This is a genomic window from Cylindrospermopsis sp. CR12 (assembly GCF_001432185.1).
Classification (GTDB): domain Bacteria; phylum Cyanobacteriota; class Cyanobacteriia; order Cyanobacteriales; family Nostocaceae; genus Raphidiopsis; species Raphidiopsis raciborskii.
On sequence record NZ_LMVE01000048.1, the window covers coordinates 83,437 to 102,538 of the forward strand.

General features: G+C 40.3%; 19 protein-coding genes. 13 read left to right on the forward strand and 6 right to left on the reverse strand.

The window, feature by feature from the left end:
• Positions 1-16 precede the first annotated feature (16 nt).
• Positions 17-709, reverse strand: coding sequence for a bifunctional demethylmenaquinone methyltransferase/2-methoxy-6-polyprenyl-1,4-benzoquinol methylase UbiE (gene ubiE / locus ASL19_RS06820; RefSeq protein ID WP_057177752.1), 693 nt, complete (start codon positions 707-709; stop codon positions 17-19).
• Positions 710-954: 245 nt separating this feature from the next.
• On the opposite strand from ubiE, the gene ASL19_RS06825 reads away from it, so the two are divergent.
• The 6 genes from ASL19_RS06825 (at position 955) to ASL19_RS06850 (ending at position 7,278) form a co-directional block, all read left to right on the forward strand.
• On the forward strand, positions 955-1,401 hold the full coding sequence (locus ASL19_RS06825; protein WP_057177753.1) for a DUF29 domain-containing protein: 447 nt from the start codon (positions 955-957) through the stop codon (positions 1,399-1,401).
• A gap of 36 nt (positions 1,402-1,437) precedes the next feature.
• Positions 1,438-2,220, forward strand: coding sequence for an ATP-binding protein (locus tag ASL19_RS06830; protein ID WP_082604663.1), 783 nt, complete (start codon positions 1,438-1,440; stop codon positions 2,218-2,220).
• A 41-nt stretch (positions 2,221-2,261) separates the two neighbouring features.
• Positions 2,262-2,912: a Uma2 family endonuclease gene (locus ASL19_RS06835; protein ID WP_057177754.1), complete on the forward strand. Its 651-nt coding sequence runs from the start codon at positions 2,262-2,264 to the stop codon at positions 2,910-2,912.
• 132 nt (positions 2,913-3,044) lie between these two features.
• Entirely contained in the window at positions 3,045-4,136 is a 1,092-nt protein-coding gene (locus ASL19_RS06840; RefSeq protein WP_057177755.1) for a RuBisCO accumulation factor 1, read from the forward strand.
• Positions 4,137-4,142: 6 nt separating this feature from the next.
• On the forward strand, positions 4,143-4,805 hold the full coding sequence (locus tag ASL19_RS06845; RefSeq protein ID WP_057177756.1) for a hypothetical protein: 663 nt from the start codon (positions 4,143-4,145) through the stop codon (positions 4,803-4,805).
• A gap of 121 nt (positions 4,806-4,926) precedes the next feature.
• On the forward strand, positions 4,927-7,278 hold the full coding sequence (locus ASL19_RS06850; RefSeq protein WP_057177757.1) for an ATP-dependent helicase: 2,352 nt from the start codon (positions 4,927-4,929) through the stop codon (positions 7,276-7,278).
• A 4-nt stretch (positions 7,279-7,282) separates the two neighbouring features.
• On the opposite strand, the gene ASL19_RS06855 is transcribed toward ASL19_RS06850, so the two are convergent.
• Positions 7,283-7,846: a zf-HC2 domain-containing protein gene (locus ASL19_RS06855; RefSeq protein ID WP_235528946.1), complete on the reverse strand. Its 564-nt coding sequence runs from the start codon at positions 7,844-7,846 to the stop codon at positions 7,283-7,285.
• A complete protein-coding gene (locus ASL19_RS06860; protein WP_040007870.1) occupies positions 7,847-8,503 on the reverse strand; it encodes a sigma-70 family RNA polymerase sigma factor in 657 nt (218 codons plus the stop codon). It lies immediately after the preceding gene.
• Positions 8,504-9,018: 515 nt separating this feature from the next.
• Between ASL19_RS06860 and ASL19_RS06865 the strand changes: the two genes are divergently transcribed.
• Both ASL19_RS06865 and ASL19_RS06870 read left to right on the forward strand, forming a co-directional pair.
• A complete protein-coding gene (locus ASL19_RS06865; RefSeq protein WP_006275642.1) occupies positions 9,019-9,858 on the forward strand; it encodes a fatty acid desaturase in 840 nt (279 codons plus the stop codon).
• 354 nt (positions 9,859-10,212) lie between these two features.
• Positions 10,213-10,833 (forward strand): L,D-transpeptidase, encoded by a 621-nt coding sequence (locus ASL19_RS06870; RefSeq protein ID WP_057177758.1) that lies wholly within the window; start codon positions 10,213-10,215, stop codon positions 10,831-10,833.
• Here ASL19_RS06870 and ASL19_RS06875 read toward each other — a convergent pair.
• Positions 10,830-11,750 (reverse strand): M23 family metallopeptidase, encoded by a 921-nt coding sequence (locus ASL19_RS06875; protein ID WP_057177759.1) that lies wholly within the window; start codon positions 11,748-11,750, stop codon positions 10,830-10,832. The two genes, ASL19_RS06870 and ASL19_RS06875, sit on opposite strands and share 4 nt — an antisense overlap.
• A 30-nt stretch (positions 11,751-11,780) precedes the next feature.
• The gene (locus ASL19_RS06880; RefSeq protein ID WP_057177760.1) at positions 11,781-12,983 is read right to left on the reverse strand and encodes a hypothetical protein; all 1,203 of its coding nucleotides are present in this window, start codon (positions 12,981-12,983) and stop codon (positions 11,781-11,783) included.
• Between the two features lie 37 nt (positions 12,984-13,020).
• Here ASL19_RS06880 and ASL19_RS06885 point away from each other — a divergent pair, with 37 nt between their 5' ends.
• Positions 13,021-16,155: an alpha-mannosidase gene (locus ASL19_RS06885; RefSeq protein WP_057177761.1), complete on the forward strand. Its 3,135-nt coding sequence runs from the start codon at positions 13,021-13,023 to the stop codon at positions 16,153-16,155.
• Between the two features lie 54 nt (positions 16,156-16,209).
• Here the strand turns inward: ASL19_RS06885 and psbN are convergent, their stop codons facing one another.
• Positions 16,210-16,347, reverse strand: coding sequence for a photosystem II reaction center protein PsbN (gene psbN / locus ASL19_RS06890; protein WP_006275637.1), 138 nt, complete (start codon positions 16,345-16,347; stop codon positions 16,210-16,212).
• A gap of 244 nt (positions 16,348-16,591) precedes the next feature.
• Between psbN and psbH the strand changes: the two genes are divergently transcribed.
• From psbH to ASL19_RS06910, 4 genes are all read left to right on the forward strand, one after another.
• Positions 16,592-16,795 carry a photosystem II reaction center phosphoprotein PsbH gene (psbH, locus tag ASL19_RS06895; RefSeq protein WP_006275636.1) on the forward strand — a complete coding sequence of 68 codons (204 nt, stop codon included), beginning with the start codon at positions 16,592-16,594 and terminating at the stop codon, positions 16,793-16,795.
• A 179-nt stretch (positions 16,796-16,974) separates the two neighbouring features.
• A complete protein-coding gene (locus tag ASL19_RS06900) occupies positions 16,975-17,226 on the forward strand; it encodes a TatA/E family twin arginine-targeting protein translocase (protein WP_006275635.1) in 252 nt (83 codons plus the stop codon).
• Positions 17,227-17,233: 7 nt separating this feature from the next.
• The gene (gene pth / locus ASL19_RS06905; RefSeq protein ID WP_057177762.1) at positions 17,234-17,863 is read left to right on the forward strand and encodes an aminoacyl-tRNA hydrolase; all 630 of its coding nucleotides are present in this window, start codon (positions 17,234-17,236) and stop codon (positions 17,861-17,863) included.
• On the forward strand, positions 17,860-19,101 hold the full coding sequence (locus ASL19_RS06910; protein ID WP_057177763.1) for an NAD(P)/FAD-dependent oxidoreductase: 1,242 nt from the start codon (positions 17,860-17,862) through the stop codon (positions 19,099-19,101). The genes pth and ASL19_RS06910 overlap by 4 nt, the downstream gene beginning before the upstream one ends.
• The last annotated feature ends 1 nt before the right edge of the window (position 19,102 follow it).

Genomic DNA, 19,102 nt, shown 5'->3' on the forward strand with positions numbered 1-19,102 from the left:
TTTGGAATCAGTTCGATTAGGGAACGACAATTACTAATACCCCCATCATAGCATTAGAAATTGGATAATGAACAGCATTGACAAACCCAACTTGACGTGCTAGGGCAACCTGTTCTTTACCCCTGGGAAAACGCTGCAAACTGGGACTGATGTAAGCATATTCTTCCCTTACACCCAAATTAGTGGCTAGGGGAACAACCAGATAATCTAAATACCATTGTTGAAAGGTCCTCCAGATGTGGTCATCAGGACGATGAAAATCCAAAATTGCCGCCCTACCCCCAGGTTTTAGCACTCGATAGATTTCCTGTAAACTGCGGGTGATATCTGTCACATTTCTTAAACCATAACCCATGGTCACAACGTCAAATTGATCATCCACAAAAGGAAGACTCAGCACATCTGCTTCTGTCCAGGTGATAGAATATGGGTTCTGGGATAATTTCTGGCGGTTTTTAGCAGCATTAAGTAAATTATTAGAGAAATCCACACCATATACTCTACCAGCAATTCCTGCACGTCGAGCCAAACGAAAGGTTAAATCCCCACTACCACAGCATAAATCTAAACAAGTATCTCCTGGTTTCACACCACTCCATTTCACAGTCATTTCCTTCCAGATGCGGTGTTGTCCCAGGCTTAGCCGATCATTAAGTTGATCGTACACAGGAGCAATACGGTCAAAAATATCACGAATTCCTTGCTTCATTGGTGGCGGAAAAAAATTGGGAGATTTAAAATTTAAAACAAAACAAACTACTTTTGGTAATGAAATCGAATCCAGTCTCAATATAACATGAATTGTCTTGGTAGCGATCGCTCGTTTAAAAGAATGGGAATTTATCTGCGATCGCACCTTGTCAAAAATTAGGAGCTGTGTTAATATGGGTGTCAACCAATTTAATATATAAAAGACAACCAGTAAAGCTTAATAATCTTTCAGGTAATTTAAAGATGTCTACATCGAATAGCAACACATCAGTTTACGACCAAGACTTTTATCTTTGGATTCAGGAAACCATACAAGCTTTGCAATTAAGTAAGTTAGACCCCAAAGAAATTCCCCATCTCATTGAAGAACTGGAAGACATGGGCAATAGTCAAAAAGATGCTTTAGAAAGCAATTTAATCCGGGTGCTTCAGCACTTACTCAAGTGGAAATATCAAAAGCATAAACGTACTGATAGCTGGCGGGCATCAATTACTGAACATAGTCTGCGTTTAAATAGAGCTTTTAAGAAAAGTCCTAGCTTGCGACCATATTTTGCCCAGGTTTTTGACGAGTGTTACAGCGATGCTCGACTCATCGCTTCCCGGGAAACTGGTTTAGAACTGGAGGTATTTCCCCAAGAATGTCCCTTTGATCCCAAAGACGTGCTCAATCCAGAATATTTGCCATAGTTAATTTAATATAACTGATAGAGATTAAGAACTATTATGGACATCAACTATATCATTGAACTAATGAGACTATTTCAGCAAAGTGGACTTTATCACTTTGATGTCACAGCAGTTGACAATACCAATCCGTCTTATCTCAATCACAATGCCATTGATCGATATTTCCACAGTTATGATGTCCACTATATGGAAATGGAACAGGAAGAGAAAATAACACTGTTAAAAAACACTGATATCATTGCGGAAAACGAGCAAGTGACAGTTGGTGGTCTTTTGGTCTTTGGCATTAATCCCCAGCGGATTTTCCATAATGCTTCTATCTCATTTGCCCACTTTCTAGGAGATACAATCTCAGAAGAGTTAATAGACAAAAAAAATATTGAAGGATCACTGCCAGATCAGGTACAAGCAGCATTACAAATAATCAAAAACAATATCCTGACCCCATCATCTATTTTGGGAACCAGGAGAGATGAAAGGATAAAATATCCTGACAAAGTGTTTCGGGAATTGATTGTCAATGCTTGTGTGCATCGTAATTATTCCATAACCGGTTCCAGGATCCGAATTTTTATGTTTGATAACCGGATAGAGTTTATGAGTCCGGGGAAATTACCAAACACGGTCACTATTGATAAACTCAGGTTTGGAGTGTCTTACTCTATAAATCCGGTTATTGTTAAATTTATGGAAAACCTCAGATACATAGATAAATTGGGCAGAGGTTTACCTATGGTTTATCAAGAGGCGAAAAAACTCGGCAAGGATGTACTCTTTGAAGAAATTGGGGAAGAATTTAAGGTCACTCTGTTAACATAGGATAAGATAACGACAAAATCTGGTTCCACAAACAAAATATCATGACTACACTTAATCTGGTCAAATTGCCAATCACTACCATTGAAATTGCACCGGGTAGTCACTTGTTGATTCACGATGTTACTTGGGAGCAATATGAAGCTTTATATAAAGATTGGGGGGATGAACGCCAAGTGCCCCGAATGAACTATTGCAATGGAACCCTAGAAATTGTGTCTCCCCTTCCTGCTCATGAACGTCCTCACCGCATTATTTCTGATATTGTCAAAACCCTATTAGATGCTGAAAACAGACCTTGGGAAGATTTTGGCTCTACCACCTTTAAAAAGCCAGAACAAGCAGGTCTGGAACCAGATACCTGTTTTTATATAGAGAATGCGGATCGGGTTCGCTCCTTGATGCGAATGAATATGGAAACGGATCCGCCACCAGACTTAGCAATTGAGAGTGACCTTACCTCTCAAACCACATTAGATACATACTTGACCCTACAGGTTCCTGAGATCTGGATTTATGAAAATGATCGCCTAACAATTTACCTGCTAGAAAAAAACAACTATCAAAAGAGTACCACCAGTCGAGTCTTTCCATCCCTGAGTATTACAGATCTCATTCCAGAGTTAGTACAACAAGCGATTAAACGGGGAACAAGCAGTATGTTACGCAACCTGCGCCATCAATTGTCCACTTGACTTATTAAATAGATTGTAATAAAATAGGGAGCAGTTCTTTTTTATACTTATTTTAATTATTTTATTTTAATTATTTTAAAATTTTAAAAAAGTTGATTAGGATAAACTAGGTGAAAACAACAAGAGTAACTTATGACCCAATCTTCCAACAGAGAAAACCACCAGGGAAATATTCAGAACACAGATAATACAGCTGAAGAATTACTAGTAAAACTGAGACAGAAAAAAGGTAATTGGGTAGAGTGGGGAAATGCGATCGCCTATTTACAAAAAAATGGCTATAATCCCCAGGATATTTTTGAAGCTACAGGATTTGAACCGATCCAGCAAAATCAGGTGGTTGTTGGTGCACAAGTTTACAGCTCCCTAGAAAAATTCGGCGCATCAGAAGCTACCAAAGCCTACTACGGAACAAGAGCCAGTGACATTCTTTACGAACTGAGACTATTAACCCAAGGAGATAGAGCGACAGCTGCGGATTTAATTTTTGCCCATAAACTGGATGTGGATGAAGCAAGGGAAATTGCTAAAGCTATTAAAGACTTCTCCCGATTTTCCACTCCCCCGGAAGGATTCAGTACCCATCCAGGAGACGCTGTTGCTTACCAATGCTGGAAACTGGCTAGACAAAACTCAGACCTGCAGGAGAGATCTCGTTTAATTGCCAAAGGATTACGTTTTGTGCAATCGAGTACAGCCAGAAAACAGATTGAACAATTACTAACGGACTTTACCATTGTTCCCCAGCGCAATGCGCCTTTGCTTCCCTATTTTCGACTAGAGTCTGATGAAGAACTGCCCAGATTAGTTCCCGTAGTAGGAGAATTACCCCTAACCCCAAAGGATGTCAAGTCAGTACCGCTAATTATAGAAGAAGCCCCTTTTAACATAGTTAAATTTGCTGGTGAGCAAGCTTGGGTAGCATTACCGGGATGGCAAGTGTTGCGTTCTGCGGAAGATCCAATAGTGATAATTGGGGAGAGCAACATTTTTCCCCAGAGCAAATCTGGCAAAACCGAACAAATTCTAATTGTGATAGATAGAGATGAAAGAGATTGGGATGACGGGAGTTATTTTGCCTTTGACAATGATGGAGAAGTGGATTTTCAGTGGTTTGAAACTCAACCAGAGCAGACAATATTAGGACGCATAATTGTCATTTTACGTCCTAAAAAAGTTTTAGACGAAGATTTTACCAAAGATAGTTGGCAAATTGATGAGTGATGAGATATGGAAAAGTTGACCCTGTCCAAGATTTCTAAATCTGATTTAAAAAGATTTGTGCAATTAGACGAAAAGGGAATTGGGAGTTATGAATGGTTAGACCTTGAGAGTATAACCATAACTCAAGATGAACAGCAACAGGTGGGCTATATACAATCTCATTTATTAAATTATTCTATTCATTTAATGAATGAAGCCACCATTTGGGCTAGGGGAATTTACCCCTTTTTACTGTTAGCAGAAAGGGGTAAAATTCAAGCATTAGCGGAAGTATTGTTGCAGGCAAAATATCCCCAATTTGAATTAGAAGGAATTGCTGATGGTTTACTAGCTAGGAGCGTGGTTGATAGTGTAGAAGTTCCATATCTGGTGGTGGTGGAAGCGAAAAAGGGTTTAGATAATCAAAATCCTCTATCCCAATTATATGGCCAACTGCTAACAGCTGGAAGATTGAATTGGCAAGAGGATAGACAAGATCCCCAAGAAGTATATGGGTGTTATACGATTGCTGATGTTTGGACTTTTGTCCATGCTAAAATTGAAGGTATGGAATCTGAAAAGTTAAGAATGGAACTGGAGTTTTCTAGGGAATATAGTTCCAAAAATGAGGGAGAAATCATCCTAAAAATCCTCAAAAAGATTGTTACCAACCATCTCAATCTCCACTAAAGAATTGGGGTGATGTGAGCAATAAACAAATCACAATAAAATTAAGTGGGTGGGTGGAATTAAATAATTGTGCCTCCCTACTTAACCCGCGATTAAGATTCAGAATCATCAGAGCAAATCCATGCAACTTGAGAATTTAAATAGTGAAAAATGGGACTCTCAAGATAGAGAACATAGACTAGAGGTCAAAATCCAACAGATTCGGCAAAAATTGCGTCCTGGACAGGTGCAAATGGCTGATTGGTTGGGGGGACCATTAGCTGTTTCCGCTGTCCCTGGTGCAGGTAAATCCACGGGAATGGCTAGTGCAGCAGCTATTGCCATAGCGCGTCAGTATTACTCCCACTCCCGTTCCCAATTAGTCCTAGTGACTTTTACCAAGTCCGCTGCTATGAACCTGAAATTAAAGATTTGTGAAAAATTGCGGGAACTATCTCTACCACAAAAGGGGTTTGTGGTTTATACATTACATGGTTTGGCTTTAAATATTGCCACTCGTTATCCCCAACTGTCTGGTTTGGAGTTAGACCAGGTGAAGTTAATTACTCCTAATCGGAGTCATCGTTTAATTAGTATAGCTGTAGAGCAGTGGATTAGCAAGCATCCCACCATGTATTATCGTTTATTGGAAGGACACCAATTTGATGGGGAAGAAACGGAGAAACTGCGTCGTCAATCGGTTTTAAGAACGGAGATTTTGCCAGATTTAGCTTATACCACAATTCATGAGGCTAAAAGTTCTGGGATTGTACCGGAAACTCTCTATCAATGGAGTGAGAAAACTCAAAACTCCTATCAAATTTTGCGGATTGCAGCGGGACTATATGAGGAGTATGAAAAGTTAATGAAGTCCCAAGGTTTGATTGATTATGATGATATGATTTTGGCAGCTTTAGAAGTTTTCAAAAATCCCAGTGCGTTACGAATTGAAAAAAATAAGATTTTTGCAGTTTTTGAAGACGAAGCACAAGACTCTAGTCAGCTACAAACTCAACTATTAGAAATATTGGCAGAAAGAAAAGATAGCAACGGAGGAAAAACAACCTTGAATTTGGTCAGGGTTGGTGATTCTAATCAAGCTATTAATTCCACTTTTACGCCTGCAGATCCCATTTATTTTCGGGAATTTTGTCAACAATGTGCTGGGGAACAAAGACTGGCAACTATGAACCAAGCTGGACGTAGTAGTAGAATTATTATTGATGCGGCTAACTTTGTTCTGGAATGGGTAAATCACCAATGGTCGAAAAAGAATCTACAAAATCATTCACCAAAAAAACCACCATTCCTAAATCAGAAAATTCAAGTCGTCAATATTGGTGATCCGCAAACCGATGCCAATCCTGCACCTGCAGGAAAAGGATTGGAACTACATACACCTGATGACATTCATCACACTGTTGAACTGATAGGTCAAAAGATTGTAGAACTATTCAAAACTAATGTAGGTACTGCTGCTATATTAGTGAGAGAAAATCGCCAAGGTAAATGGTTAGCAGAAAATATAGAACCAATATGTAACCAGCATCATATCGAACTATATGAGGTAGCAGAAACAGAAAGACGTTCCCAAGTACCAAAAGAAATCTTAGCTTTATTGCAGTTTTGCGATCGCCCCCATTCCCAGGATTTTTTAAAAACTGCATTAACCGTGCTGATGCAAAGACAATTAATAGCTGCTCAAGACGTTAATAGCTTGGCAATTTTACCCGAGGAATTTTTATATCCTACACCGTTCACTAAGGTGCAAACACAAGTAGTTAAGGAAGCTGCTCAACAATGTAGGAACTTATTGCAAGGAGCATGGGAAATACCAGTATATCAGATAATTTACTTTTTGGCCTCAAGTCTAAACTATGATCAAGGGGAGTTAGCTACAGCAGATAAATTAGCAGAAAAAGTTAATCTCCAAATTACCGGGGATAGATCGAGAAGTTCCCTAATTCATGCATTAGTGGAAATAGTCAATTCGGAAAAATTTGAAGCGGTGGATACAGAAAACCATGAAGATAAATATATAAAAAAAGGTCAGTTAACAATTATCACCATGCACAAAGCCAAAGGTCTAGACTGGGACTATGTGTTCCTACCCTTTTTGCATGAAAATCTAATTCCTGGCAAATTGTGGGTAAAACCCCAAAGTCAATTCTTAGGTGATTTTAGCCTAGCAGAAGTTGCTCGCGCCCAAATTCGCACTGCACTCCATCAAGGGACAGAAACCATGAATAATTCCCAGCAAAATGTCAATCACAACTCAAACAAAAGTCTTTTTGAGCTTAAACAAGCATGGGAAGAAGCTAAAGATTTAAAACTAGCAGAGGAATACAGATTACTATATGTAGCCATGACCAGAGCAAAAAAACTCCTCTGGATGTCCGCTGCGAAAAGAGCACCCTTCACATGGACAAAACCACATAGTTTGCAAGACCTTTTGCCATCTCCAGTATTTACAGCTCTCAATGCGATCGCCTAATTGCCTAATTCCCCTCAAACTCCATCTCCTCTTGAATATAGTCTATTTCCTCAATTTTTGCTGGTCGCACCACAGCAGTTTTGGGAATTTCAACTATTGGGTTATTGAGGGCGACCATTAAAGGAGAGATTGGTGCTTGTGTTTGGACACTATCTATCTTCTGTTGTGCTAGTTGTAACCTGGAAGTATTTCCTGGCAAAATTCCTGATAGGGAACCAATAACACAAGCTGCAATAGCAGCACCACCCCACATCCAATTTATCCGACGACGGAAAATTATGCGTTTCCAAACAAGATCAAATAACTCCGAAGACGCAGCGTAACAGCTTGGCACAGACATGGATCGGACACCATGCCTCAACCTTAGCAGTTTCATGTATAAACGCTTACCGGATTCATCCGTTGCCAACCACTGCTCTATCCGCTGACGTTCAGTAGCTGTAACCTCACCATCCAAGTATGCGCTTAACAGTTCAAACTGATCCCCTTCATGATATTCCTGATAATTAAACCTATCCATATTCGCTTTAACCACGGGTAAACTAGAGGAATTTTCCTGTGAATCCACTTAACCATCCAGATAACTTTGTAGTTGGCTTTGCAGTCGGGAACGAGCTCTAGCTATTCTAGATTTGACCGTTCCTAGGGAAGCACCAGTAATTTGAGCAATTTCTTCGTATGCTAAACCTTCGATTTCTCTGAGGACTATAGTAGTACGAAAAATCTCTGGTAAATCAGCAATAGCTTCCCGCAGTTGCTCATAAAATTCCCTAGTTCTGAGTTGTTCTTCCGGACTTGGTGTATCGCTAGCAATTTCCCAATCCATTTCCCCATCCCCTGCTAAACGAGGAGCATCTAGGGACAAAGAACTACCAGACCTTTTGCGCTTACGTAGCTCATCATAAAACAAATTAGTGGCAATTCGACTTAACCAACCGCGAAATTTAGCAGGTTCTTGTAATCGGTGAATGTTCCGATAGACTCGAATCCACACCTCCTGAGCCAAATCAGCTCTGTCAGACCAGTCGGGAGCCAAGTGATATAGTACCCTATCCACCTGGGCCTGATAGCGGCGCAGCAATTCAGCAAAAGCTGCTTTGTCCGGGCGCAGTCCAGATTGACAGCGCAAAATAAGATCCTGATTTGAGAGTTTATCAACTTGCACCGATGCTTGTGAATAATTGGCATCAACAGTTGACCAGGATACAGCAATAGACTGACTCATAGATCCCACTGGCATAAAATAATCTCTATCTATTAGACTGAGTCTAATTTTTTATGTTCCCAACCTTCAAAACAATTGCACTTCTCTATTTGTCAGGGAGACAGGGAATTCATTCCCTGTCTCAAAGCGCAAGTCGGTTGGAAACCGACTGGTTTTGTCGTGGATAATCGTAGGTTGGGTTGAGGCACGAAACCCAACAAACCAACAGGATATATATAAATGCGATGGGGAAGGACTCCCTACGGGATCTCGCACCCTGATAAAACAGGGCGTAACCCTGCCCACGAGTTAAATGTATACAAGGGGACTGCTTCCCCTCTTGGAATCAGTGAAAAACAAAAGAAAATTTGCTGACCTTCCCAAAGTGGGTCTGGACACCAGTCAGGGTAAGAGCTTAAAATAGAGGGGTGCACTTCCCTCAAAGGAAGTAGAATTAATGGAAACCTCTGGAATCCCTAGATTGCCCTCGATCATGGGATACCGATAGTATCATTGCGACAACCTTGTTCATCCATATGTTCTTGAGAAAAAAAATAGACGCTTATCTGATTGCAGCAATCCTTGTGGTTCTAGGAGTCGATTTAGCGGTTTTCTTATTTAGCCCTTCCCCCCTTATACCCATCATTTGGATGTTGATTAGCTTAAATATTAAGGGTTGCATTTGTTGCTGGAATCACCACCATCAGCACCTCAAGTTTTTTTATCCAGAGTGGGCCAATCGCGCCCTGGAACTAGTGATGGGGTTGCAAACAGGAATTGTCGGCGAAGCCTGGGTTTTGCACCATATCTTTGGTCACCACGTTAACTACCTTGACCAAACGAAGGATGAGTCCGCCTGGAAAGACGAGAAAGGCCGGACAATGCCCCCCCTAGAATATGCGTGGACTGTTACAACTCAAGCTTATCCTAAAGCCTTAAAGGTGGGCAAAAAGTATCCTAAAATCCGGGTTAGGCTAATCCAAAACATGGTGGCCACGGCGCTCGTTCTTCTGGCTCTGGCTTCCGTGAACAGTGTCAATACCCTGATCCAATTTGTATTTCCCATGGCCTTTTTGCTCTTTATGACAGTCTATGTCACCTATGAGCACCATGCGGGTTTGGATGAGAAAGATCCCTACAAAGCGACCTATAATATCACCGATCACTGGTACAACTTTTTTACCTGCAACCTGGGCTACCACACGGCTCACCATGTCCAATGTGGCCGCCACTGGAGCGAACTACCCCAGTTCCATGCAGAAATTAAGGACAAGATCCCGGCCACCCTCTACCGTGATGCGGGTTTCCCCCTTACTTGGATAACCAAGGCCCAACAGATCCTGGCAGCTCATGGTGTGTCCTGGAACCGGGGATAGGCTTAGCCTGATCCCTACCTGTGGGTATCACGATTCCTCAGAATATTAACATTCATGAGGATTTGTCAATACATGGGGAAAAATTTTCTTGCAGTTTCTACCCCATTTGTCAGGATGATCCTACATTAGATAATTTCTGATAAATTTTTTGCTAACTGACACTCTCGGAGGGTTTAATAATTGTAATGGGCCAGCTATGGCAAAAAATTAAAGCGTTTAGTCTATACTTTATTTGCAATGGCAAAGAAAAAACCTTTACTACCCATGCTTATGTTACTCTGCTTAGGCACGTCCATTGTTTCTCTCGTTTTCTATTGGTATACCTTTACAAATGAGTCCAATAATTCCCCTTCCATGATACTGCGAACAAATATCAATTCTAATGAGCACAATCCGGATTTCTCTTCGGGTATTACTATTGGAGATAGTGCTTTGGGTGCTGATATGAACTCTTCATCTAATTCTGGTGATGGGGAAAAAAACACAAGATTGGTAGTCCCTACACAACAAAACAAAACAAATAGTGGGTTAAAAGGCTTTTTCTTTGGTGGTGGAAATGACTCTCCATCTCCCGGAGCGGGAAATAACCAAAGTGATGTGGTCGTCGATTTGAGCGATCGCCGGGTTTATGTTTATCGTTATGACCAGGTGGTGGCTAGTTACCCAATTGCAGTTGGTAAAAAGGGTTGGGAGACTCCCACGGGTACTTTTAAAGTTATACATAAGGAGCATCACCCTATTTGGAAACATCCAATTACGGGGAAAATATTTGAAGCGGGGACGGATAGTCCCCTGGGAGATCGATGGATTGGTTTTTGGTCAGACGGTAAGAATGAAATTGGTTTCCATGGCACACCTAATAAGGATTTGATTGGTGGTGCTGTGTCCCATGGTTGTTTGAGGATGCGTAACCCTGATGTAAGAATGTTATATGAACAAGTGGACTTGGGCACTCCTGTATCAGTACGCCACTAATCAATAGTTTTGGTTTTCCAAAATATAGGATCAATGGATTTGCCATTGACATATAAACCCCAATGTAAATGGGGACCAGTAGAAGCACCTGTGGAACCCACAGTACCGATGAGGTTGCCAGCTTGGACAAAATCACCCTCTTTCACATTAATTCGGTTCAAGTGGAGGAAAATGCTGGTTACTCCCTGACCATGGTCAATACCCACCACGTTCCCATGAACCCTAAACCCCTGGGATACCTTCCCCACTAATGCTACTCTCCCCGCTGCTGGTGCAATTACTACTGAACCTGCTGCACCTGCATAGTCTAACCCTCGATGATAGTAATCTTGGGCAAATACGCCATTGTAGTACCGTCTGACACCATATCTCGTGCTCATCCTCCCTTTATTGGGATTGAGAAACACTCCATTCCAGTATTTTTCTGGTGTTTGTAGTTCCTTTAACTGTTTTACACGAGCTAGTTCATATTCTGTGGCTTTTACTCCTGCTTTTCCTGGTGGTAGGTTGATCCTCTGTAACGGAAATTTCCTATTACCTACTATTACCTCTAATTTTTTTTCCTCTTGTCCCCCCACTAGTATTGTAATTTTTCTTATTCCTGGTTTTTCTAGGGGGGTAGTAGGAATCAGGGAACGATAGGTATTTGGTGCGATCGCAAAAGCTGGATATGTGTTTTCATCAACTTTAACACTAGGTTTTATAAGATTTTGGATATCAGTATTTAGAGTTTGTTCCGCATCGGGCTTAATTAATACTGAGATTGTATCTCCCAATTTTACCGTTTGTGGTAAAATTTGCACCTCTAATGCTTTTGCTGACGGGATGCAAGCTAGGGGAGTAATTGCCAATATTCCCGTGATAACCTTGCCTAGACTGGTGAGATTAATCATCCGCAACTTATGGTAAGTATTCATCAATTTCAACCTGGTGACAGTTTTTAAAAATCATTGCTCCAATTCTAACAACCCCTTGCAAAAATAAAATATGCTGGTGAATATGATTTCTATCCATAGCATTAGATGATCTAGCCAGGTTAAAATCTGCTCCAATGGGTGTTTTTCATAACCAATAAATGTGGCTTTGATTTCTATCCAATCAGGCTTGAATTGATAATAGTGGTATGGATAATTATTTTGTTCTCTTCCTAATTTGAGGTCACTTTCTTGAGTTTGATAATTTTTACCATAACTAGACATTTGTCGGGGTTGACGCGAATCACCATCAGAAAAATCGCTCCCAAATAAATCCTCCCATGTTAACCAACAATCTTCCTTAACTTCCCCAACATGGGATGTCTGTACTTGTTCCCAGCTAGGAGAAAACCTGGCACTGGTCGTGAGTTCGTGAGGGAGAACAGGAGCAGTTTCTTCACCCATTAAGGTAATTTGTCTAGTTTCAAAAATGTAACCTATGACAGATTGAATTAAGACCAAAACATTGGCACTCCCAACAGACACATTAGCTGGTAACTGAGCTTGATGTTCTATTTTAACCAGCATTGTATCTACAAGTTTCAAACATTTAGATGCCAAAACCAGTGAATAAGAGAATACACGCGGAAGGAGATCAGCTAGAATCTCCACATTACTGTTAGAATAGTTATTTATCTGCTCCTCAATGCTATTAGCAATTTGCTTTTGTTGTATAGGTGTTAAAACATCAAAAACCTTATTGTTTTCCCCCACAAGTACCAAATCACGACTTGTTAAATTAACCGCAATTGCTTCTATCTTAGGAATATGAGACTGTAATGTCTTACTTTTTACAGACTGGTCATCTTTTGCACCTCCGGTCAACTTTTGCACAATTCCACCAAACCAACCCGAGGATTTGACATTTTGTAAATTTTCCGATTCCCAAGTAGCTGCAGATGGTAAACTCCTAACTTGTTCCAATACTTTTACAATTGGTGATTCCATTGATGTATGGTCATCCAAAGGGGGGTACAAAGTTTTCAGTCTTTTCCCCACTGGTTCATCAGGTTGTAATGACTTATGAAGCGGGTAAAGCAAAGCCTCCGCCCCCCATTTTGTTGCCAACTGTAAATTGCGGAAAGCACCTCTCAATTTTTGGGACAACCGACGAGACTGGTGACTGAAAAATTTAAATACTTGGCTTTGATAAGGACTAGAGGAACCGGAGGACATTGCGAGTTTATTTATTAGTTAATTAGGGTTTGCTTTTATGAATTATCCCACCCCCCCAACACACAGTCAGTCCCTCTCAGACAAAATTGAACAATTACACTCCCACTGTCAAGTTAATATACTTTCATCCTGGGTGTGTTGGCGAGGTGACCTAGAAATTACCGATGTAATACAATCAAACCTCCTCCATTGGCAACCCATACAGTTAAATGACAAACAACAGGTGGGTTGGAATCAAGGAAAGCACATACTTTGGTTAGGACAAAAGTTCACTGTGCCAGAAAGCTTATATGATTATCCTTTAAGTGGTTTATGTGCGCGCTTATCTCTAACTTGGTGGGCGGATGCGGTTGAGGTTTATCTCAATGGTAATTTATTGTCAACGGGTGATTTATTTGATTGTTCCCCACGGTTGCTTTTAAGTCAAGAGGTAAAACCAAAAGATGAGTTTTTTATTGTATTGCGGTTGGTAAGTCCTGGACATTGTGATGGAGCTTTGATGCACTCCCAGATGATTTTTGAATCGGGGGATGATATAGATCCTGGTCTTATAGCTAATGAGTTGGCGATCGCCCAAACTAGGGGAAAAAATCTTTCATCAACGGAGTGGAATAGACTAGTAACAGAAGTAGAAGAGTTAATAAATTTTAGCTGTGGTATAAAAACACAATCAGACTGGAAGAGCTTGTTAGAAAAGATTCGTCAAACCTATTTGAGAATAGACCAGTTAACAAGTATTAAAGATAATAAACTATTTTTAGTAGGTCATGCACATTTAGACTTAGCATGGCTATGGCCAGTCCAAGAAACTTGGAAAGCAGCACAAAGAACTTTTGAGTCCGTATTAAAATTACAAACGGAATTTTCTGAGTTAATTTTTTGTCATACCACACCAGCTTTATATGCGTGGATGGAGGAACATCAGTCTTGGTTATTTACTCAAATTCAGACCCAGGTAAAATTAGGAAAATGGGAAGTGTTAGGTGGTTTTTGGGTAGAACCAGATTTGAATTTGATTTCGGGGGAATCAATAGTTAGACAACTGTTATATGGTCAGCTTTATTTTCTAGAAAAATTTGGAAAAATATCACCGATAGTGTGGGTTCCTGATACTTTCGGTTTTTGTGGAACTTTGCCTGGGTTTCTCACTCAAGCAGGGATTGAATTCTTTGTCACCCAAAAGCTCCGCTGGAATGATACCAGTCAATTTGATTATGATTTATTTTGGTGGCAATCTCCCGATGGTAGTCAAATATTAAGTTACATGTCACCACCCATTGGGGAAACTATAGATCCAGTCAAAATGACTGATTATCTATCTACATGGGAAACTAAAACCGGTTTAGTAAATGCTCTTTGGTTACCTGGTGTAGGAGACCATGGTGGTGGACCGACTCGTGATATGTTGGAACTTGCAAGAAGGTGGAAGGATTCCCCCATTTTTCCAGAAATAGAATTTTCCACCGCCGAAAATTATTGGCAATATCTCAAATCTTCTGTGGCAATTCTTCCAGAGAAATTGCCAGTATGGCAAGATGAATTATATCTACAATTTCATCGAGGATGCTATACCACCCATGCGGATCAGAAAAGATGGAATCGTCAATGTGAAAATCTCTTATATCAAGCGGAATTATTCTCCACCCTTGCTACTGCTGTTTATGGTTTACCCTATCCCAAAACAGAACTAGAAACCGCTTGGAAAAAGGTTTTATTTCACCAGTTCCACGACATTTTACCCGGTTCTTCCATCACCCAAGTTTACCATGATGCTTTACCAGAATGGCAACAAGTTCAACAGTTAGGATCTACTCTCCTAGATAGATCACTAAGAGCGATCGCCTGGAATATAAATTTGCCCGAACCTCCTCAACCTGACAGCATTCCGGTAATTATCTTTAACTCACTCAATTGGGAGCGTTCGGAAGTGGTTAAGATCAAACCTCCCCATCCTCAACATTGGTTAATTCACGACTTCGATGGTAATCAGCTACCATATCAAATAACCAGGGATGGTTTATTGTTTATTCCTACTATCCCTTCCATAGGATATCAAATATATTGGCTTTCTCCCGGGGATGTGGATGAAAACAAATGTGGGGAAGAGTTTTGTTTAGAATTTTATCTGGAAAATGAATATTTACTAGTTAGGGTCAATTCACAAACGGGAGATCTAGAAAGTGTATTTGACAAAATCCAATTTCGAGAGGTTCTGCAAGGAGCAGGAAACCAGCTACAAGCATTTGCGGATAAAGGACAATACTGGGATGCTTGGAATATTGACCCAGATTATGAATCTAAACCTCTACCACCTGCTAAATTAGAGTCGATTGAATGGTTAGAAAAGGGTATTATCCAACAAAGGTTACGAGTTGTACGTCAAATTGGCAAGTCCGAATTTACCCAAGATTATGTTTTACAAACCAATTGCCCAATCCTTAAAATTGAGAACAGTGTAAATTGGCAAGAAGATCAAGTATTGGTGAAAACCTCTTTTCTTTTAAATCTCAACAGCGACATTGCTACCTATGAAATACCCTGTGGGGTCATCCGTCGTCCTACTAATCCCCACACACCATCAGAACAGGCGAAATGGGAAGTACCCGCTTTAAAATGGGCAGATTTGACAGCAGATACAAATACTGGAAACTACGGTGTAAGTTTACTAAATGACTGTAAATATGGATATGACATCAAGGGTAATCAAATGCGGTTGACTTTATTAAGAAGTCCCCACTGGCCAGACCCTCAAGCAGATCGGGGAGAACATCAGTTCAATTATGCTTTATATCCCCATACCGGTGGTTGGCAAGCAGCAGAAACTGTCAGAAGAGCATACGACTTCAATATACCATTAAATGTACTTCTCGATCCCGAAACTAAAAAATCACCATCACCAGTTTTTAAAAACAACAGTTTCCTCACACTAGCAGCAGATAATTTGATTATCACAGCTTTTAAGGTCAGCGAAAACCATCCACAAAGCTTTATTCTAAGATTTTATGAATGTCATGGTCAATCCGCAAACTTACCAACCCTAAATTTAAAAAGTGAATTTTTTACCTTGGGTAACCCGCTTGATTTATTAGAAAGAAATATCTATCCCGCTGTCGTCAACCCAATTGCACCCTGGAAAATCAGCACGTTTCAGGTTCTCACTCGGGAAGTATAAACTTGCCTCAGTAGAAAGGGGATAAAACCCCCTTATCTATTCTTGATTGTGCTTCTAATCCTCATGATCCTCAAAAGGATCTGCTAATTCTTTACTGGGTGGGCCGAAGGATGTGTATATGGCCATAGCAGTGATAGCAACGAGAATGGCACTAAAGGAAACACCTAGCACTAAACCGGGGTCTAAGTCCATGATTTTAAAGTTATGTTATGAGATATGTTATAATATATTACAAAACTTAACTCTAATTAAACCTGAATTACAAAACTTTCAGTTTTCCTACAGAACAGTCAACTACCTGACCCGGATAGTGGTATTATCTTCATAGTCAGAATTATCCCATGTAAGGTTACAATACTGCTGAAATATTGCAGCACCCTACAATAGGGAATAAGAAAATTAAAAAAAAGTTTTGGCAACTGATCTTAGGTGAACTATGGCACAACGGACTAAATTGGGAGATATCCTCAGACCCTTAAACGCTGAATATGGTAAGGTAGCTCCTGGTTGGGGTACAACTCCTTTAATGGCTGTTTTTATGGGTTTGTTTTTCGTATTCTTGCTTATTATTCTGCAGGTCTACAACAAATCTTTGTTGATTCAAGACGTGCTTGTAGACTGGCGCAGTTTGGGTGGCTGATTTCTATCCATGTCAATCAAAAACTTAGGTTGAAATTTCCGTCTCCGGTTACTACTCAAGTAGCGGGGACGGATTCCTTGCATTTTTGCTGCTCCAAAAATGATTGTCAAAGTACAAGCAGTTTTATGTCTAATCTGTTAGGGTTGAAGTAAATAATTGTTCAATTACTGTGAGGTTTTATGAATATATTTGGTATTGGTCTACCGGAAATGGTTGTGATTGGGGTAGTAGCTTTGTTAATTTTTGGACCCAAGAAACTACCGGAAATTGGTCGCAGCTTGGCCAAAACTATTCGTAGTTTCCAACAAGCTTCTAGTGAGTTTCAAAATGAGTTTAAAAAAGAAGTTCAACAACTGGAGGAGACTATTAAGACCACTGCTGAAATTGAACCGAAACAAATAGAGTCTAGTAAGGAGCAGAAGCATTCCTAATAATCGGATGATAGAAGTTATTACTCCACCTACTTTGGTTATTCCCCAGCTCATAGTTGGGTTAGGCAATCCTGAGCCTAAGTATAACCAAACACGACATAATATTGGTTTTGCTGCTATTGATGCTATTTCCCGTAATTGGCATATTCCTGTAACGGAAAATCGGAAGTTTCAAGGACAGTTTGGGGAGGGTTTAGCGCTGGGAAGTAAGAAAATTAGGATTTTGAAACCGCTAACCTATATGAATCGTTCTGGTGAGTCTATTCAAGCAGTTACTAGTTGGTACAAGTTGCCACCTGAATCGGTGTTGGTAATTTATGATGATATGGATTTGCCTTTGGGAAAGATTCGTCTTCGTTTATCTGGATCCGCTGGTGGACACAATGGTATGAAAAGCACTATTTCTCATTTGAATAGTCAAAACTTTCCCCGGTTACGTATTGGTATTGGTAAACCCAAGAATTTACCCAATAATGATGGTGATACGGTTTCTCATGTTTTGGGAAAGTTTTCCCCCCAGGAAGCAAAATTAATTGATCCGATTTTGGCATTTGTGGTGGAATGTGTGGAATTGACCTTGAAGCAAGGGGTGGAAAAGGCCATGAACCGTTGTAATAGCTGGAATGGTGTGCTTTGAAATTGTCGTCATTAAAAATTGTGGTTGTTGGAGGTGGAGCAGCGGGATTCTTTGGTGCGATCGCCTGTACTAAGACCAATTCTCAAGCTCAAGTCACCCTCTTAGAAGCAGGTTTGGAACCCCTTGCTAAGGTACTGATTTCCGGTGGTGGACGTTGTAATGTGACCAATGCCTGTTTTGTTCCTCAAGATTTAGTCCAAAATTATCCAAGAGGGAGTAAGGCGTTACGTGGTGCTTTTAGTCGATTTCAACCCCAGGACACGATCGCTTGGTTTGAGGAACATGGAGTGAAATTAAAGACTGAAGCGGATGGAAGGGTTTTTCCTATTACTGACCGATCTGAAACTATTGCTGAATGCTTAATTAAGTTTGCAGCTCATGGGGGGGTAAGACTAAAAACTCGCACTTCCGTGGTTTCTGTAGAGCGTCAGAATGGACAATTTAAAATTGATTGCAAATCAGCTGGGGATGTGTATTCCCTGTATTGCGATCGCTTGCTTTTAGCTACAGGTAGTGGTTTAGTTGGTTATAAGATTGCTCGCGCTTTAGGACACCATATTGAGAGTCCGGTACCTTCCCTATTCAGTTTCAAAATTACCGATCCTAAACTACAGTCTTTGTCTGGAATTAGTGTTAATTCTGTCAGTTTAACTTTGTCTTTACAGGAAAAAGGTGTTTTAAAACAAACGGGATCTTTATTAGTTACCCATTGGGGTGTGAGCGGACCTGCAATATTAAAACTTTCCGCTTATGGTGCTAGATTACTATACGAAAACCGCTACCAGGGGAAATTATACATTAATTGGTTGCCAGATTTATCCCTAGAGGAAGTAAAACAAAAGCTTTTAGATGTAAAACAAGAATGGGGGAAAAAAGCCATAGCACTCCATCGTGGTGTAGATTTACCTCACCGACTATGGCAATATTTAATCGACCGAGTAAATATTAGTGTGGAAGAACGTTGGGCAGAAATAAGTAGTAAGGTGTTAAATCAGTTAGCACAAGAAGTCCATAGAGGAAAATATGTAATAACCGGTAAAGGTGAATTTAAAGAAGAGTTTGTCACCTGCGGAGGTGTAGACTTAAAAGAGGTAGATTTTAAAACCATGGAAAGTAAGATAGTCCCCGGTTTATACTTTGCAGGAGAAATTTTGGATATAGATGGCATTACGGGGGGATTTAATTTTCAAAGCGCTTGGACTACTGCATATTTAGCCGGATGTGCAATGGGTATGTAGA

Excerpts from the sequence above, each read along its gene's own strand:
- ASL19_RS06865 (WP_006275642.1), top strand. The coding sequence starts at position 9,019 with ATGTTCTTGAGAAAAAAAATAGACGCTTATCTGATTGCAGCAATCCTT.
- ASL19_RS06835 (WP_057177754.1), top strand. The coding sequence starts at position 2,262 with ATGACTACACTTAATCTGGTCAAATTGCCAATCACTACCATTGAAATT.
- ASL19_RS06875 (WP_057177759.1), bottom strand. The coding sequence starts at position 11,750 with ATGAATACTTACCATAAGTTGCGGATGATTAATCTCACCAGTCTAGGC.
- psbH (WP_006275636.1), top strand. The coding sequence starts at position 16,592 with ATGGCACAACGGACTAAATTGGGAGATATCCTCAGACCCTTAAACGCT.
- ASL19_RS06845 (WP_057177756.1), top strand. The coding sequence starts at position 4,143 with ATGGAAAAGTTGACCCTGTCCAAGATTTCTAAATCTGATTTAAAAAGA.
- ASL19_RS06900 (WP_006275635.1), top strand. The coding sequence starts at position 16,975 with ATGAATATATTTGGTATTGGTCTACCGGAAATGGTTGTGATTGGGGTA.
- ASL19_RS06870 (WP_057177758.1), top strand. The coding sequence starts at position 10,213 with ATGATACTGCGAACAAATATCAATTCTAATGAGCACAATCCGGATTTC.
- pth (WP_057177762.1), top strand. The coding sequence starts at position 17,234 with ATGATAGAAGTTATTACTCCACCTACTTTGGTTATTCCCCAGCTCATA.
- ubiE (WP_057177752.1), bottom strand. The coding sequence starts at position 709 with ATGAAGCAAGGAATTCGTGATATTTTTGACCGTATTGCTCCTGTGTAC.
- ASL19_RS06860 (WP_040007870.1), bottom strand. The coding sequence starts at position 8,503 with ATGAGTCAGTCTATTGCTGTATCCTGGTCAACTGTTGATGCCAATTAT.
- ASL19_RS06880 (WP_057177760.1), bottom strand. The coding sequence starts at position 12,983 with ATGTCCTCCGGTTCCTCTAGTCCTTATCAAAGCCAAGTATTTAAATTT.
- ASL19_RS06830 (WP_082604663.1), top strand. The coding sequence starts at position 1,438 with ATGGACATCAACTATATCATTGAACTAATGAGACTATTTCAGCAAAGT.
- ASL19_RS06850 (WP_057177757.1), top strand. The coding sequence starts at position 4,927 with ATGCAACTTGAGAATTTAAATAGTGAAAAATGGGACTCTCAAGATAGA.
- psbN (WP_006275637.1), bottom strand. The coding sequence starts at position 16,347 with ATGGACTTAGACCCCGGTTTAGTGCTAGGTGTTTCCTTTAGTGCCATT.
- ASL19_RS06840 (WP_057177755.1), top strand. The coding sequence starts at position 3,045 with ATGACCCAATCTTCCAACAGAGAAAACCACCAGGGAAATATTCAGAAC.
- ASL19_RS06885 (WP_057177761.1), top strand. The coding sequence starts at position 13,021 with ATGAATTATCCCACCCCCCCAACACACAGTCAGTCCCTCTCAGACAAA.
- ASL19_RS06825 (WP_057177753.1), top strand. The coding sequence starts at position 955 with ATGTCTACATCGAATAGCAACACATCAGTTTACGACCAAGACTTTTAT.